A 16,847-nucleotide genomic window follows, 5' to 3' on the forward strand; every position below is an offset into this window, starting at 1 on the left:
TCCCTTCCCCATGTGCGCCACCGTCATGAAGTACGGCATCGGCTCGGCCGTCTTCGTTGGCTTCCAGGACTTCGTGGACCTCAATGCCCTTCCGGAAGGCTTCCAAGAGCGTGTGACCAGCGAGTTCTCAGCTTTGACACATTCGATGTGACCCCCCAGGCTGCGCCCCTCTGGGGATGTGTCGTTGCTGAGAATCAGCCAATCTGCCCGTAGTGACATTTTCTCAACTGTGCAGTCTTGTCACGGGAGCTGGCTACGTGCTGTCATCGTGGTGCGACCGACGGCAAGCTGTTTACCTGGATCCTGGGGGATCCAGTTGACGCTGATCGGGAGCGTGGAGGGCTGGTGCGGGGCCCCGGGACTCATCGCCCGGGGCCCCCTGGCATTGTCGGGAAAGCCGCGCGCTCTACGCACTCTGGGTGATACGGTCGTCACGCGGTGCTGGTCCCGGGGTTCCGGGGTAGCCAAATCCGACGCCCGAGCGAGGACCCCAGGAGCCCCATAGGTTCCTGGGGTCCTTTGCGTGTCAGGCGAAGATGAGGCTGGCGCGGCGCTGTGCGGCCCCCACGTGGCCCTCTGCGCCCCGGTCGCCGAGGAACCGGTCGGCCATCTCGTTGCGGTCCAGCATGGTGTCCACGATGCCGTCCTCGACCGTGCCCTGCAGGACGAAGGTGGTGCAGGTGATCGAGGCCGCCGTGGAGGTGACGCGGTCGATCCGGCCGAGGCGCTGTGTGCGGGTCTCGTAGGTGAGCGCGGACTCGTACTCGACCAGGTAGGTCGCCTCGGGCAGGTTGATGCCGTCCTTGCCCGCGTCGGAGGTCAGGAAGACGCAGGCGCCGGTGTCGGCGCGAAACGAGCGGCGAGCCTCCTCGCGCTCGGCGGTGTTCATCGCGCCGACGTAGAGGTAGCTGCGGACGCCCTCCTTGAGCAGGGCCTGGGCGAGCAGCGGCAGGACGGACGGCCCGAACTGGGAGAAGACGACGGCCTTGTCGCCCTGCCCGTGCACGATGGATGACAGGTACTCGACAAGTTCCTCGGTCTTCCGCGACGACACCGACCGCAGGAACTCCTCCCCGAACGCCGCCACCAGCTCCCGGGCCATCTGGGACTCGCCGTGCGTGGCCGAGTGGATCAGGGCCGCCGGATGGGCCGCGATCTGCCGCAACGCGGTCCACAGACCCGGCACCGGCGTATCGGAGTCGCCCTGCAGTGACGTCACGACGTCGTAGAGCTGCTGCTGGTCCCGGTTCATGGCCAACTTGCGAAATTCTTCGATCCTGGCCGGGAAAAGGCCCCGCACATCCGGGTCCGTCTTCCGCTTCCGCCACATGTGCTGCTGCGCCAGGCCGACGAACCACTCGACCCCGAGCTGGTCGTAGCGCGGGCGCCCGTACTCGTCCCGGCTCTTGATCACCACCGTCTCGAACTGCTTCACCGGCGGCATCGCATCCGGCACCAGCAGCCGCAGCAGGTTGAAGCCGTCCTCGTAGCTCTTGGCCATCGGCGTCGCGGTGAGCCCGATCGCGCGCAGGTCCCGCTGCGCCTTCCGCAGCCGGTTCAGCGCGTACCAGTGCGCCTTGTACATCCGGCTGGAGCGGTTGCGCAGCTTGTCCGAGATCTCGTCGTAGACCACGAGGATCCGGCGGCCCTCGGCCTGCGCCTGCAGGAGCGCGGCCAGCAGGGCACCGTCCGAGGGCGTCGTGGCCCGGCCGCCCGGACGCACCGCGAAGGTCACCAGGTCGGTGCGCAGCGTCTCGAAGGTGGAGATCAGGACGTGCGGCAGGCCCCGCTTGGCCAGCGCCCGGTGGCGGCCCGGGCCGTGGTGGACGCGGTGCTCCAGCGTGGTGAAGGCCTCGAAGTCCTCGGCCCACTCGGCGACCTTGTTCGTCTTGCAGACCAGCAGCACCAGGTCCTCGGCGCCCTCGTCGGCCAGCAGCGCCGCCAGCGCGAGCGCCATGACCGACTTCCCGATCCCGGTGTCCGCGACCATGAGGCCGGAGCGCTTGAGGAACGCGAAGGCGACCCCCTCCTGCTGGCACGGGAAGAGGCCGTGAGGGCTGTGGAAGGTGCGCATCTGCCCCTCCTGCTACGGCGCGGGCTCGTAGATGATCCACATGATCGTCGAGGTGTCGGATCCCGACGAGCTGGTGATCGTGAACGACGTGCCGACGACGCGGGTGGAGCAGCGCAGCCAGCCGGGGGTGCCGCCGTCGGCCTGGCTGAAGGCGATGATCCGGCTGGTCGAGGTGACGGACGTGTTGGCCACGGTCACGGTTCCCGCGACCAGCGTGGCCGTGCCCATCTTGGCGTTGCTGCCCTCCTTGACCCGAAGGCCCTTGCCCGCCAGGCCGACGATGATGTCGGAGTCCGACGAGCCGATCTGGGCGGTGCCGATGCGCCCCCACGTGGTGTCGCGGTTGGCCGACCCGGACCCGAGGTTTATGTCGCCCTTGCCGTTGATGCGCCAGCGGTCGAAGGCGTCCGTGCCGTTGACGTTGCCCGACAGTGCGGTGTTGGTCGAGGCGGACGGCTGGAACTCTGCGGGCCGGGTGCCGTTGCTGAAGGTGGCCGTGGTGGCGAAGTTGTTCTTGCTGCTGGAGATCTCGGTCAGGATCGACGGGAGGTTGGTGACCCAGTTCGTGGTCGCGCTGCCGGTGCCCTGGAAGTCGGCGTTGAAGATGCGGACGTTCTGCCCGACGGTCGCCACGTTGACCGTCTGCTGCACGCCTGCGGTGCCGGTCGACACGATCGGCGAGCTGAAGCGGCAGTGGATGATCTGGCCGGTGGCGGCCCCGGACCAGTTGATGTCGTAGTTCGTGCCGGTGGCGGCCTGGCCGGACTGGCTGAAGAAGCACTTGTGGAAGTTGATCCCGAGGCCGGTCCCGTCGACCTGGGCGCCGTGGCCCTGGTTGTTGATGACCCGGACGGTGTCGAAGTGGACGTGCTGCGACCCGCCGGACACCTTGATGCCGACGGAGCCCTGCTGGATGACTCCGCCGTTGAACTGGACGTTCTGCGGGCTGCCGTTCGGGCCGTCCTCGACCAGGATGTTGGGCGCCGTGGTGGGGCCCAGGGCGTCGAGGTTCTTGTTGAAGCTGGCCGCACAGGTGCCGTACACGTGGAAGGCGCTGCCGGTGCCCGCCTGGAGCCAGCTGATCACGTTCTCCGTGAGCACGTCCCAGGCGTCCTCGATCCGGACGCCGTCCAAGTTGGCGTTGGCACCGGTGGTCACGCCTCCCTGCTGGATGTGCACGTCGCTGACGAAGCTGTTGACGGCGAAGCCCTGCGCGGTGTGCCCCAGGAAGTGGATGCCGCCCGCGCACTGATTGACCCGGATGTTCGAGATCTGGGTGCCGTGCGGGTTCGTGGTGCTGCTGGAGGACGTGGCCAGCGCTCTGATCGCGTAGCCGTTGAGGTACCAGAACTGGCAGCCGTAGACGCGCAGCCGCCGGGCCCCGCTCACGGTGATGCCGTGGGAGGTCGGGTTGGTGGTGGTCGTGGCGCTGTTGCCGTTGACGCTCAGGTCGGTGATCTGGACGTTGGTGCCCGTCACGCTGATCGCCGACGACCCGCTGAACCCGGACCCGACGAGGATCTTGGTCGCCTCCGCGCCCGATCCCCGCAGGACCACGGAGTTGGAGGAGACGGTGAGCGGGCTGGACCCGTTCAGCAGGTAGTTGCCCGGAGGGAAGTAGACGACGCCGCCACCGGCCGCGCCGACCGCGCTGATCGCGGCCTGGATCGCCGCCGTGTCGTCGGTCGTGCCGTTGCCGGTGGCCCCGTAGGCGGGGTCCTTGACGATGACGGAGACGCGCGCGAGGGTCGTGGCCTGCGTCTGCAGATCGACGAGGGCCGCGTTGAGCGGCACGTCCCAGTTCGCGGTGCCCGTGGGGATGCTGCCGACCATTCCTAGCCTCCGTAGGTTCCTGAGCCGTAGGTGCCTCCGCCGAAGCCGCTGACGACGGCGTTGGCCGGGCGCACGACTACGCGCCCTATCTGGGGGGTTGCGGCGGACGCGTTGATGTCTGCGGTCAGGCGCAGGTACTTGAAGCCGGACGGCACGGGGCGGGCGTTCGCGGCCCAGGTCTGGAACCAGGTGCCGGTCGTTGCGGTCAGCGCCTGCCAGGCGAGGGTGATCGGCTGCCAGGTGACGTTGTCCGCAGAGATGTGGGCCACCAGCTCCGTCGCCAACGTGGCCGCGTCGGGGCCGCTGGGCTGCGAGGCGAACACGTGGACACGGAAGTCGCGGATGCCGGTGCCCACCAGGTAGGTGACCGTGCCCGGGCCGGTGGCATTGCGCCGGGCCCGGTTCAGGTCTCCCGCCTTGGAGCCGTCGGAGTCGCCGGTCTCCAGGATCATGTTGGAGCTGTGTGCGTTCGCCTTGGTCCAGTCGGCGAGTTCGTCGTCGGTCGCCCCGTCGGTCAGGTAGACGAGCCCCATCTGGTCGAGGGCGGCCATCAGCGACAGCAGCGCGGCCCGGCCGGGCGTGGACGTCGTCACTCCGGCCGTGCTCACCAGCGGCTGGGTGGACCCGGCCGCCCCGAACACGCCGACGGGGCTGACCACCCCGCCGATGACCGCGTCCCGGCGGGCGGCGAAGAAGCGGGACATCACGGCGTTGCCGAGGATGGCGACGCTCCAGTCCACCCAGCTCAGGTCGGGCAGCGTTCCCTGGCCGACGATGACCTTGCCGTCGGAGGTGATCTGCGCGCCGGAGCGGACGGTGACGCTGTTGCCGGACGGAGCGGTCACCCCGGACCCGACCACCACGGCGCCGTCCGGGGCCGCTGCAGCCGTCGCGGCGCGGCCGAGGACCACCTGGTTCGGCTGGCCCGTGCCGGTGGCCGCGCCGAGGGTGACGCTGGAGTCGGTGGCGCTGGCCGTGGCACCGGCGGCGACCGCGTTGGGCCCGGCGGTCGCCCGTCCCAGGGCCACGGCGTCGTCGCCGCCCGGGTGGGCGTCGCCCCCGAGCACGGCCGCGTCCGTCCCCTGCGTGCCGGTGGGGGTGCGGCCGACCCAGGTCTGGCCCGGGTAGATGTCGGTGAGGTCGGGGCTGCCCAGCACGGTGGACTGGGGTGCGTCGCCCTCGTGCTCGTGGAAGCGCAGGACGTCCAGGACCTGCCAGACGGCCGAGCCGTCCGGGGAGATGGCCAGCATGGCCTCGCCGGACAGGCCCTCGGCCGAGCCGATGTGCACCGGGTCGGCGCTGAGGACCACGGCGGCCGGAGCCGGGGTGATGTCGACGCCCGAGCGGGTGAAGGAGGCGCCGCCCGGCAGCAGGGCCTGCACCGTCACCCGCAGCGGGTTGTCCGTCCACAGGTCGATGACGGCCGGGTCGACCAGGATGGGCCACTCCTGCGGCGCGCCGCCGTGGGGGTCCAGGTAGACGGGCTCGGAGATGGGGGTGCCGTCGTCCAGGTCGAGGAGGGTGATCTCGGCGTACGGGTAGGGGGCGCCGGAGGAGTCGACCAGTGGCAGATACAGGTGGCAGCGGTCCACGAGGGCTCCTCAGGAAGTCGGCATGACGGGGTCGGAGACCAGCGGCTGGAAGTGGAGGTAGCGCCACTGCGAGGAGCCGGTGGACGGGCTGCGGAATCCGACGCCCTTGCCGCTGGCCAACGTGGTGACCAGGAGGAAGGTCCGGGAGACGCCGTTGACGTACACCCGGATCTGGCCGGGCCAGTTACGGACCGCGACGTGGTCACCGGCGACGAGGGGGGTGGTGAAGTTGAAAAATTTCGTCAGGGTCCCGCCGATGCACGACCACAGGCCGGTCGAGGTCACCTGGTAGTAGTTGTTGGCGTCGACCTTTCGCCACACCAGGCCGCCCTCGGTCGTCGCGGTGCCCCAGCGGGTCGTCAGCACCCCGTACTGCCAGTCGAGGTTGAAGCTGGCCGTGGCGTTCGCGGCGAGGAGGATGCCGTCCTTGCTGCCGGTGACGGTGCCCGACAGCGACCAGGTCTCCCCGGACGGCGTGGTGGTCGGCGTGTACGTCGTCGACGGCGCGGTCTGCACGGCCGTGGCGCCCATGTCGTGCAGGAAGAAGTCCCCGGAGGCCTGCTGCAGCGCGTCCCACTGGTACAGCGCGGTACTGGCGCCCCGGAAGTCGACGCCCGTGAAGGTGCCGGTGGTCGTCATGTCCGAGAACACGGCGGTGTTCGTCGAGCCGTCGGCGTTGCGCTTGTAGGAGCGCGGCGCCCTGAACGGCACCCCGAAGCAGTTGTCGATCAGGCAGTGGACGTTCTGCCCGAACGTGGACAGCGTGTACGTGTGCGGGTTGCCGTCCCACGGATTGATCGCGGCGGGCAGTGTGATGGCGGCCGAGTCGGCCTTCTCCGCGTCCCACGGGCCGAGCGCGTTCGCACCGATCGTCTGCCGGATGCCGATGGTGTTGTTGCCCTGGGTGAGCGCCACGTAGGTGCGCGGGGCGCTGGAGTGGACCCAGACGGTGCCCGGGTGGCGGACGACGAAGGCGACGTCGCGCGGCCCCCAGGTGTAGTCCGGGCCCCGGGAGCCGTCCGGGCTGGCCATGATGCTGCCGGTGGACTGAGGGATGACGGAGATGCTGGCCGAGCCTCGTACGCCGCCGGTGTCCCGCAGGGCGCCGTAGCCGTCCGGGCTGCCCTTGAACCCGGCGAAGCGGGCGTTGCGGTACTGGTCGATGAACCACTGCGGGGTGGACGTCTCCTCGCCGAGCATCTGCGAGTACGTGTAGGGCGTGAGGGAGTAGTCCGGCAGCCCGAGGGTGCCGTCGCCCTTGTCGTCGCGGAGGTAGCCGTCGATGTTTCCGGCGGCGACCTGCCCGGGTACGGAGTTGGCTGCCATGTCTCCCTCAGGCCGTGGTGTTGTTGGTCAGCAGGCCCAGTCCGGCCAGCGAGGCGATGAGGTTGCTCAGCGCGGTGTTGCCGCCGACGGAGCCGGTCACGGTCGGCTTGACGGTGCCCTCCGTGCCGAAGAAGCCGAGCCGACTGGTGGCGTCCGTGCCGAAGTTGGCCGCCGCGAGGGCGTACAGCTTGTTCACCACGACGACCGCGTTGAACGGGTAGTCGGGGTTGCCGAACGTCGTCTGCTGGGCCGCGCTGGTCTTGGAGGCGTCCCCGATGGCCGAGGAGCCGTTGTGGGTGGCCGCGACGACGGTGTTGGCCCCCAGGGCGAGACCGGCCGGAGCCAGGGCCTGGGCGTTCTTCCCGATCGCCACCGCGTTCGTTGCGCTGGGGCCGACGTAGGCGGTGTTGCCGATGGCGGTCCCGGCCGACCCGTAGGCCTTGGCCTGGCGGCCGATCGCGGTGCCGTCCGTGGAGTCCACGTAGGCGTCCGCGCCGACGGCGGTCCAGCCGGTGGAGGCCAGGGAGCCGGTCGCGCGGGGGCCGACGGCGACCGCGTTCTGGGAGGCGGCCTTGGCGTCGGGGCCGACGGCCAGGGAGTCCGTTGCGGTGGCCTGGGCCCGGGCGCCGTACGCGGTGGCGTTGGACGCGGTGGCCTGGGCGGCCGTGCCGACGGCGACCGAGGCGATGCCGGACGCGACGGCGGAGGTGCCCAGCAGGACCGAGCTGGTGCCGGAGCCGGAGTGGCTGTGGGCGGGCACCGTGCCGCCGTAGAGGATTTTCAGGCCGGTCGTCCACACCTCGTGCCCGGCGCCCGCCACGAAGGTGCCCGCGCCCGTGAACTCGACGGACACCGACTGGTAGGTGCCAGCGGCCAGCGGGTAGCGGTACAGCCCCCACGGCCGGGTCGCGGTGAGGGTCTCCAGGACCGTCTTTGTGCCGCCGATCGTGGTGGCCGCGATGGCGACGCTCTCCCCGGCGGCCAGGCTCGGCCGCACCCACAGGGAGACGAAGCCCGCCTCGGCCAGGGTGAAGCCCGGCGTCGCGATGGCGAGGCTGCCCGCGTTGCCGGTGTGCTTGCCGTGCAGGGAGTGGGAGAACCCCCAGTCGGCCGGGATCTCCGTCGGGTAATCCCGGGTGCTGGTCGCCGCCTGGGTGAACGACCAGCCCGCCGGGTCCCGGGCCAGGCCGAAGTCCTCCCGGATCACGGTGACCTGCGGGGTGACGCCGGAACTGGCCGGGACCGCCCCCCACACCGCCTGGCCCGGGGTGTCACCGGCCATCAGCACGTTGCCCGGCACCTGGCTGCCGACGATCAGGAGAGGCGTGTCCGTACGCGCGGTCTCCTCCGGCGGCGGCGCCGCGTCGAGGTAGACCAGGATGTCGGAGGACCCGTCACGCTGGACGAGGACGGACGTCCGCTGCGGCTCGTCCAGCCAGAAGTCGATGACGCCGTTCGTGGCGATGTACGGGTTCGGCAGATGCTGGGTCCCGGTCGGGCCCGCGTACAGGGTCTGGGCGAGCGGAACCGAGAGCCCGGCCTCGCGCACGGTGACCTGCGCGCCGTACAGCAGGTCGCCGTTCTCGCCGATGATCGGCCGCATGATGTGCGCTCGGGCCACTGTGCCTCCCTCTCGTCACCCCTTGGGCCGAAGGGAGGGAGGTGCACAGCAAAAGTGAAGGCGGACCCTTGGCAGGGATCCGCCTTCTGCCCCCAGTTACCAGCCGGAGACCGCGCTGACCCGGTGCTCCCCGGCGGCAACCGGTTTGGAGCGGTGAGGTCTTGAGCTGAAACGGACGCGCGTCGCCCGACAGGACGACCCTACCGAAAAGTGAGACCCATGGGTCTCACTCTTCGACGACGTACGGTGCCAGCGCCTGGGTGTAGAGGCGGCCGTCGTTGGTGACGGCCAGGATGTACGGCGTGCCGTCCGGGCTGTGCAGGACCGCCTTGCCGGGGATGTCGACGAGGTCCGCCGCCCGGCCGACCGCGACCTGGCCCGGGCGGGTCGTCTGGGCGCCGGTGCCGACCGCCGTGGACTGGTCCCAGGTCGACTGCGCGCCGTCCCCCACAGCGGTCGCCTGAGTGCCCTGGGCGACCGCTGACTGGCCTACCGCCACCGCCCCGGGCTCCGTGGCCGTCGCCTGCGCCCCGACGGCCACAGCGCCCACCTGGGCGGCCGAGGCCTCGTAGCCCAGCACGGTGGTGGAGTCGGCCCCGGCCGTCGTCCCCACGCCCAGGGCAATCGCCCCGTCGCCGGTCGCCGTGGCCCCGGTGCCGATCGCCGTGGAGTTCGTCCCGGTGCCCGGGTGCGTCGACTCCGTCGACACGGCCAGCACGTCGACGTTGTCCCAGAACTCCTCCGGGTCGGTGCCGACCTTGACCCCGATCTGCACCCGGGCCGGGGCGTCGAGGAAGAAGTCGACCTCGCCGTCGGTGATGGTCCACGGGTTCGTGCGGGTCGCGCCGCCGGTCGCCTGGGAGTAGACGATCTCCGAGATCAGATCCGTGGTGCTGCCCGCGACCAGGAGGCGCACCACGGCAGTGTTGACCTGATCGCCTGTCTGGTCGATCAGCGGGCGGTTGAAGTGCGCGCGCACAGGGGCTCCTTAGCGGTTGAGGACGAACGCGTTGGGCAGGGCGTGATGCGAGGGCGCAGGCGGGTTGCCCTCGTCGGTGCCCACCGCGACGACGTCCGGGAGCGTGATGTCCGGGAGCGGACCGGTGCTGCCGTAGTTCTGCAGAGCCCACTGACGGGCCGCCAGCCACCACTCCTGCGGGATCGGCTGCTGCCAGCCCTGGAACAGGGGGTCCGACTCCACCGGCGGGTAGTAGTCCGCCAGCGACGTCGCGGCCCCGGCCGCCTGCAGCGTGTCCAGGTACGGCACCGCGCCCGACAGCGTCGCGTACCAGGGCCGCAGGACCATGGAGGACACCGACAGCCCGGCCGAGTAGCCGGTGACGCGCCAGCGCAGCTGGGTGCCGCCGGTGCGGTCCTCGGGCGGCAGGTCCGGGAAGATAAAAACCCCGCGCGGGTTGTTCCGGATCCCGACCATCTCGTGCCAGGTCACGCCGCCGTCCCGCGAGACCTCCCACACCAGCGGGTCGTTGAAGATGGTCAGCGAGTCCACCAGCCACTGCCCGGTCCCGGACGACCCCTCCTGGACGACCCGGACTCGGACGTCGAAGACGTCGTCGATGCTCCAGTCCTGGGAGACGTCCCCCCACGACCCGATGCCCTCCATCTGGTCCCAGGACCGGGTACCGGAGGCACTGACCGAGTCCCAGGTGGGCAGCCCGGTCGGCGACGTCGTACGGACCGTCGCGCCGACGTACCACTCCACGACCTGCGCGGCGTCGATCGCCTGCTCGGCCTCGGCCAGGATCCGGCCGTCACCGTTGACCAGCTGCAGCAGCAGCGGCTGTTCCAACGGGCCCTCCGTGTAGACCCGGGCCGCCGCGTACAGCCGCCCGCCCGGGGCCGGAGTCACCGGCCGCAGCGACTCGATGCCGCCGTTGTCGGCCTCCGAGGTGGCGTTCTCGATCTCCCACCACAGCGGCCGGTTGGGCAGCGGGTTGGAGTCCTCGAAGTCGCCCCAGGTCGGGAACGCCACCTCCAGCGCACCCCACGACGACGTCGCGTGCCCCCGGGTCACCTTGGCCATCCGGCCGATCGAGGCCGCGTACTGCGACGACGACTCGATCACCGCGTCGCCCACCGGCCGCCAGAAGTGCAGGCTCTCGTCGTCGAAGTCGGGGTCCTTGACCAGCTGCTTGGGGTCCGAGGCCTGGGCCGCGAACTGCACCCCCAGCACCCGGCGCTTGCTGATGAACGTCTTCGAGGTGACCTTCGACCCGAGCCACGGCGGCTGCACCCCGGTCACCATCGCCGACCCGCTGTGCTTCCAGCCGGTCGGGTCATCCTCGGTGTACCCGGACAGGTAGGCCGTGTCGTGGAACAGTTCCACGTACTGCTCCGTGTCCCGCTGCGCCACCGGGTCGGACAGGTACGCCAGCACCTGGCTCAGCGCCACGGTGTAGCCGACCTTGGTGTCCATGGCGATCTCGGCCACCCGGTACTGGTGCACGCCCGTGGTCGTGAACCGGGGCGCCCGGGTCCCCGGCAGCGGCTGGTACGGGAACTGCTGCCCCGACCGGCGCAGCACCTGCGCGTCCAGTGGGTCCGGCGCGTACAGGGCCTCCGTCGGCAGGTACGCGGCCGAGGAGTCGGCCGTCACGAGGCTGCGGGAGTCGACGTACCGGTACACGAAGCTCTGGTCCGTGGCGACCCTCGCGCCGGTCGGCGCCGCCCCGCTCTGGCTGTTGCCCGGGCTCGCCCCCGGGCTGCTTCCCTGGCCGGAGTCGGACGGGAACAGCTGGGTCTTCACGATTGGCGAGGACTGGGAGGGCGTGAGCACGAGCGGGGCGAGGTTGGTGAACTCCAGCTTCACGTGGGCGGCCTTGATCGGCCGGAACTTCAGGAGCCCCTTGCGCAGGGTGAAGTCGCCCGGCACCGGGGTCCACACCTGCGTGTCGTGGCCGACGGCCGGGCCGCCGATGAGCCCCCACGGGCACACCGACTCCGCGCCCGCCGTGATCAGACTGGGGTCCATCCGCAGGATCGCGTTGCCGCTCGTGTGCGCGGCCGGGTCGGCGTCCAGCCCCGGCGGCAGCGCGTACCCGGCCGGGTCGAGCCAGTACGCCTCGATCGTCTCGATGTCCGCCGCCCGCCCCTGGGCCAGGAGCAGGTTCTGGATCCGCATGGCGCCGCCCCCGCCCGACAGCGGGCCCCCGAGCCGGATAGTGGAGGGCGGGTCCGAGGGGATGTGGAGGTCGTGCTGCTCCCTCCGGTCCCACGGCGTGCGGACGGTCAACACCTGACCGTCGTAGGCAACTGCCACCGGGAACGACGAGTTGACCCCGAACGTGACCCGGTCAAGCTCGACCGTGCGGTCACCGAGCCGGGCAATCAGGCAGCCGTCGTCGAAGCCCACGGTCAGTTGACCGCAGTCAAGTACGGTCCATTGACCCAGGTCGTCCGAGGTGAACTGGGGGTTGACCACCATGGCCAGGAGGAACGGCCCGGACGGCACGAACTGGCACGACCGGTTGTCCACGTCCAGGTACGACAGGGGGCTGTCGAACAGGACACCGCTGGAGTCAGCCGTGGGCAACTCGGCCGACGGCCGCACCAGAGGCAACGTGAGCGGGGTCGTCGCCGGGCTGAACTGCTCCGGCACCGCCGTCTGGTCCGTGTAGTAGACATTGACAGCAGGGCCCGAGGTCAGCGGCTCCATGTACAGCCGGTCAATCACCTGCGGTTTACCGAAGGAATCCCGCAGGTCAAGGTGCAGACTGACCACGGCGTTCGGCACCGGCTGCGGGGCACAGCGCCAGATCCCCTGGGCCGGAGGCAGCAGGTTCGCCGCCCGGTTCCGGCGCACGGAGTACTCGATCTGCGACCCCAGCAGGTCAGTTGACCCGGCGAACGCGGCGGTGTACTCGGCATCCTCCTGGGCCAGCCAGGGCAGGTCCTCCGTGGACGAGGCACGGTAGGACACCTGCGCGTCCTTGACCCCGAGCGAGTAGGCAACCGGCCGCCCGTCCGAGGCAACCGGCGCCGCCGAGGAGGGCAACCGGGTCATGATGACCCGGAACCGGGAGGCATTGACCGGAGTCACGTCGATCATCTGGGGCATCCAGTGCCCGGCCCCGAAGTGCTGCGGGTGCAGTTTCGTGGCGTCGGGCACGCCCGTCGGGATGATCGCGGGCAACGAGTCCATGACGCTGATCTGCACCGGCGCCTGGCTCCGGGAGTGCGTCAGGGGGTGCCACACCCCGTCCCGGTCACGCCACTGCACCCAGGCCCGCTGGGGGAAGCGGGCCAGGGAGAACGCCACCCGGTTGACCGGCCGGTCCGAGGACAGCGAGAACTCGAAGACCTCCCTCAGCGGGTCACCGTTGGACCGGGGAGCACTCGACCAGAACCGCTCGCCGCCGTTGCTGCTCACCTGGCGGCCGTTCGTCTTGAGCCGCAGGGCGTCCTTGACCGCGTCAAGCGGCATGCCGTCCACGGTCAACGGGGCAAGTGCCGGGATCCCGAAGTCACCTGACGCCCCACCTGCGCTGTTGACCGGCCGGGCGACCCGGTCACGCCAGATTGACCCGAGCGCTTTACCGGGCACGTCCAGGCCGTTGAGCGCGGTCCGGACCGCCGTCATGTACGCGTAGAAGTCCGCCGTGCGCGGCCCGCTGTCACGTCCGCTGCGGGTGAAGTCCTCGAAGAACGACTGCCTCAGCGCGTTGGTCATCTCGACCTGGACGCCCATGGCCCGGAAGCCCCGGTTGGTGATGTTCGAGGTGCTGGAGCCGTCGAGTTCCGTCGGCGTCAGGCCGACCGTGAACCCGGCGGCCTCCAGGGCCTCCTTGATCCGGGTGCCCGTGTCGGTGTCCAGGCCGCCGATGTACGTGACCGGGTCCGTACCGGCCGAGCCGTGCCAGGAGATGACGTAGTCGCTGGCGGCGACCAGCGCCAAGGCCTGCGGCTCGTCGAAGTTCGTGCTGGTGATGTGCAGGTCGGAGTTGTCCCCCGAGAGCATCCCGTCGAAGGAGTAGAAGCGGCTCGCCGACCCCGCCAGGTAGTCCGCGACCTCCGTGGTGCCCGGCTCGATGCCGCCGCCGTGGACCGCGACGTGGGCCAGCCGGGAGCCCGGCGGGGTACGGACCAGCAGCCGGTAGTCCACGCCGATCTGGCGGGCGGCGGCCAGCGCGGCGTAGTTGGCGTACAGGTCTGCCATGGGGCTCCCTCACGGTCGTCTCCTTGCGCCCCTTGGAGGCGCGAGGAGAGCCGTGAACAGGACGGGGCCCGGTCAGTCCGTGGTCAGGACCGTCCGGCGGTCGCCGCTGTAGGGGTTCGCCACCAGGACCCCGTCGGAGCCCGCGCGGGCGCTCTGGCTCAACAGCGGGTCCATTGACCCGAGCGTCGCCCCGTAGACCGTGCTTGTCCCGTCACGCCAGACAATTGACTGGTCAATCGAGGCAACTCCCGAGTCAGGTACCGGCCCGGGCTCGGTGAAGTCGACGTCGTCCGTCGGCGTGACCGAGTACGTCCGGCACGTCGGGATCTGTGACCCGTACGCCCACTCGTCACCGACCTTCGTGACCAGAGGCGGACGGGGCAACACCCGGCTCGACCCCGGGTCAACCCCGTCGGCCTCCTGCTGCGGTGACAGCGGGTACGGAGTTGACCCGAGGGGAACCTGCCCCGGCGTGACCCGGGTCGCGATCTCCCAGTGCTCGCTGTCGGACCGGATCGCCGAGATGCCCCGGGGCAGCAGCGCCGACGTCCCCTGCGTGTCAACCGTGAGAAGGATGTGCGCGGGCTTGATCCGCTCAAGCACCCTGACCAGCGCCCACTCGTCGGCCGTGCGCTGCGAGCGGCCCTCCGGCGTCGCCTCGTAGTCCCGGTTGACCCGCACCAGGACCTCGCTGCGGGTCAGCACCCCCGACCGGCCGTAGAACGGCACGCCCTCCAGAGACCCCCAGATCTGCCCCTCGTACTCACCCCAGTTCGCCGCGCCCTCCATCCACTCCCAGTCGTGACCGGCCTCCCCGGTGTCCGAGGCGGCCTCCAGGAGAGCCCAGGACTCGAAGAGGTCACACTCCACGCCGGTGACCGCCTCGGCCGCCGCCGTGAGCCCGGGCATGGTGCCGCCCATGGCAATTGACTGGGCAAGTGCGGTCATCCGGTCCCGGAATGACGCGTCGGCCGACTCAATTGACTCCCACTCCGAGGCCGTCGCGGTCGACGTCTCCATGGGGTTGATCGTCAGCTGCTCGGCGTCCGAGCGGGTCGCCCCGAACAAGGCTCCGTAGAACCGGTCGAGATCGAAATACCTCGCGCCGGACGAGGACAGCGCCTGCAGCTGCGAGAGCAGCAGCCGCTTACGGAGCTGGCCGACGCCGGAGTCCCCGAGGAGGACCTGCATCAGCCGCATCAGGTGCGAGGTGGACCGGAGGTCGTAGATGTCCTCAGGGAAGTGCCGCAGCTGCTCGGTGATCGCGGTGTCGGCCACGAGCATGCCGGTCCCGCTGGACAGCGACGTCGACTGCGGGACCGTGACGTCCGCCTGCAGCGGCATCAGACCGCCCGCGATGACCGCCTGACCGTACAGGCCGTCGCCCTGGTGGAGAGGAGTCGTCATCACAGCACCCCGAAGCTGTTGCGGGCCAGCGTCTTGAAGACGATGCCGCCGAGCACCGGCAGCTCGTCGTCCCTGAAGTAGAAGTCGACAGCCCGGCCCGAGGACGCCTCGACGTACGACGCCAGCGCGGCCGACGTCGGCGCCGCCCCCGGGGCGATCTGCTGCATGCCCACGATCGACGCGTTCGGGTTGGCCGAGCTGTACCCGGTCACATCCCCGCCGTGCAGCAGACGGCAGTTGTCCACGCCCGGGACCTGGTGGACGACCGCCAGGACGTCGGAGATCTGGACGTTGGAGTTGAATCCCATCCGGTTCAGGAAGTCGCTCAGGGCCGTGCGGATCGCCTCCTGGACCGACGTCGCCGACCCCGTCGACGAGGCCGTGTACATCACACCCAGCGCGAACCGCAGCCAGCGCTGCTTCGCCTGGTGCACCTTGGCGTCGATGCCCGCCAGCCGCCAGCGGCTCACCGCGTCCTGCACGCTCGCGGGCACCTCGTTGTAGGTGTAATCCCCGGCGCCGCCGACGACGAACGTGGAGCCGTTCGCGGGCAGGTAGTTGCGGTGCCACTCCAGCCCGAACCGGCTCGTCGGCGTCCAGCCGTCCACCGTGTCCTCGTGGACGATCGTGTACGCGTACGTGACCCCGCTCGCGACCGTCCCCATCGGGTTCGCCGCCGTCGCCAGCCCGTACGTCGTCCCCGCCACCGTGAGGGTCGAGGGCAGGCTCAGGATCGGCCCGAACGGCAGCGGGATGAAGACGTTGTTCGCCTCCGGCCGCGTCTGGTCCGCCCGCAGCCACACCCCCGTGTACAGATCCAGGGTGGAGACCGTCTGCCACTTCTTGGTGTTCTTGAAGACCAGGCTGGCCTGGGCCGTCTGCGCCCGGGTCCCGCCGGTGAAGACGTCCACCCGGTTCGTGATGTTCGTGGCCGGGTCGTTCCGGCTCACCACCGGCAGGTACTGGTAGTTGACCGTCAGCAGCTCACCGGCCGCAGGGAACGACGACGACAGGGACGCCAGCGCGGGCGGGTTGCTCGGGATCCACGTGTAGTCGAAGTCCTTCACCAGCAGCGTGCCGTCGCTCTTCTGCACCTGGACCGGCGAGGAGTAGATGTACTTCGCGTCGCTGATCTGCGTGACCGTGTTGCCCGACACCGGCACCTGCAGGATCTCCGACCGGGTCTTCGACGAGCCGACCACCTGCGCCGCGTAGCAGTCCGTGTCGTCGAGCGCCACGCCCAGGTACATCTGCTCGGTCCCCGCCAGCGACCGGAACACGGTCGCCTTCCAGCGGGCCCGCAGCTCCGTGTCCGTCTCCCGGGAGGTGCCGCCGGTCAGCGCGGCCGTGTTGACCACCGCGTTGACCCCCTGGATCGGCGAGGTGATGACCGTGGCGATACCGGCGCCCAGGTTCCCCTCCGGCCCGGCCGCGACCGCCTGGACCGGCACGGTGACCGACGTCGAGCCCGGCATCAGCGTGGCACCGGTGACCAGCTGGACGATCAGGGCCGGATCGCTGGAGGCCGCAACCTCCGTGCCGACCGGGATGAAGACCGTCGGTGTCAGGTCCCCGGTCCGGGAGAACGTCACTGTGCCGATCGCACGTCGGGCCGGGATCCGGGAGATGCCGAACAGTGACGTGAACGAGTCGAGGTCGGCGTCGACCTTGCTGTCGATGTCGTAGACGTACGACAGCAGGTGGTTCTCGACGTACGCGTCGGCCAGGCTGTTGCCGACCGCGTCCAGGATCTTCCGCAGCGGCGTACCGACCGAGGTGTCGACCTCCGGATCGGAGATCCGCAGCGCGTCACACATC

General features: G+C 70.2%; 10 protein-coding genes. 1 reads left to right on the forward strand and 9 read right to left on the reverse strand.

What is annotated here, in order from left to right; genetic code table 11:
• Positions 1-10: 10 nt before the first annotated feature.
• On the forward strand, positions 11-151 hold the full coding sequence (locus ACH4S8_RS37540) for a hypothetical protein (protein WP_398402405.1): 141 nt from the start codon (positions 11-13) through the stop codon (positions 149-151).
• Positions 152-526: 375 nt separating this feature from the next.
• Here the strand turns inward: ACH4S8_RS37540 and ACH4S8_RS37545 are convergent, their stop codons facing one another.
• The 9 genes from ACH4S8_RS37545 to ACH4S8_RS37585 form a co-directional block, all read right to left on the reverse strand.
• Positions 527-2,074, reverse strand: a complete 1,548-nt coding sequence (locus tag ACH4S8_RS37545; protein WP_398402407.1) for an SNF2-related protein — start codon at positions 2,072-2,074, stop codon at positions 527-529.
• 12 nt (positions 2,075-2,086) lie between these two features.
• On the reverse strand, positions 2,087-3,907 hold the full coding sequence (locus tag ACH4S8_RS37550) for a glycosyl hydrolase family 28-related protein (RefSeq protein ID WP_398402409.1): 1,821 nt from the start codon (positions 3,905-3,907) through the stop codon (positions 2,087-2,089).
• Between the two features lie 2 nt (positions 3,908-3,909).
• Complete coding sequence (locus ACH4S8_RS37555) at positions 3,910-5,499, reverse strand: hypothetical protein (protein ID WP_398402411.1); 1,590 nt, start codon at positions 5,497-5,499, stop codon at positions 3,910-3,912.
• A 9-nt stretch (positions 5,500-5,508) separates the two neighbouring features.
• Positions 5,509-6,825 (reverse strand): hypothetical protein, encoded by a 1,317-nt coding sequence (locus ACH4S8_RS37560; protein WP_398402413.1) that lies wholly within the window; start codon positions 6,823-6,825, stop codon positions 5,509-5,511.
• A 7-nt stretch (positions 6,826-6,832) separates the two neighbouring features.
• A complete protein-coding gene (locus ACH4S8_RS37565; RefSeq protein WP_398402415.1) occupies positions 6,833-8,446 on the reverse strand; it encodes a hypothetical protein in 1,614 nt (537 codons plus the stop codon).
• A gap of 226 nt (positions 8,447-8,672) precedes the next feature.
• Positions 8,673-9,425, reverse strand: coding sequence for a hypothetical protein (locus ACH4S8_RS37570; RefSeq protein WP_398402417.1), 753 nt, complete (start codon positions 9,423-9,425; stop codon positions 8,673-8,675).
• Positions 9,426-9,434: 9 nt separating this feature from the next.
• On the reverse strand, positions 9,435-13,622 hold the full coding sequence (locus ACH4S8_RS37575) for a poly-gamma-glutamate hydrolase family protein (protein ID WP_398402419.1): 4,188 nt from the start codon (positions 13,620-13,622) through the stop codon (positions 9,435-9,437).
• 72 nt (positions 13,623-13,694) lie between these two features.
• On the reverse strand, positions 13,695-15,029 hold the full coding sequence (locus ACH4S8_RS37580; RefSeq protein WP_398402421.1) for a hypothetical protein: 1,335 nt from the start codon (positions 15,027-15,029) through the stop codon (positions 13,695-13,697).
• A complete protein-coding gene (locus ACH4S8_RS37585) occupies positions 15,029-16,846 on the reverse strand; it encodes a baseplate J/gp47 family protein (RefSeq protein ID WP_398402423.1) in 1,818 nt (605 codons plus the stop codon). Before ACH4S8_RS37585 ends, ACH4S8_RS37580 begins: the two co-directional genes overlap by 1 nt.
• Between the last annotated feature and the right edge of the window lies 1 nt (position 16,847).

It is taken from the genome of Streptomyces sp. NPDC021080, assembly GCF_044333225.1.
Classification (GTDB): Bacteria; Actinomycetota; Actinomycetes; order Streptomycetales; family Streptomycetaceae; genus Streptomyces.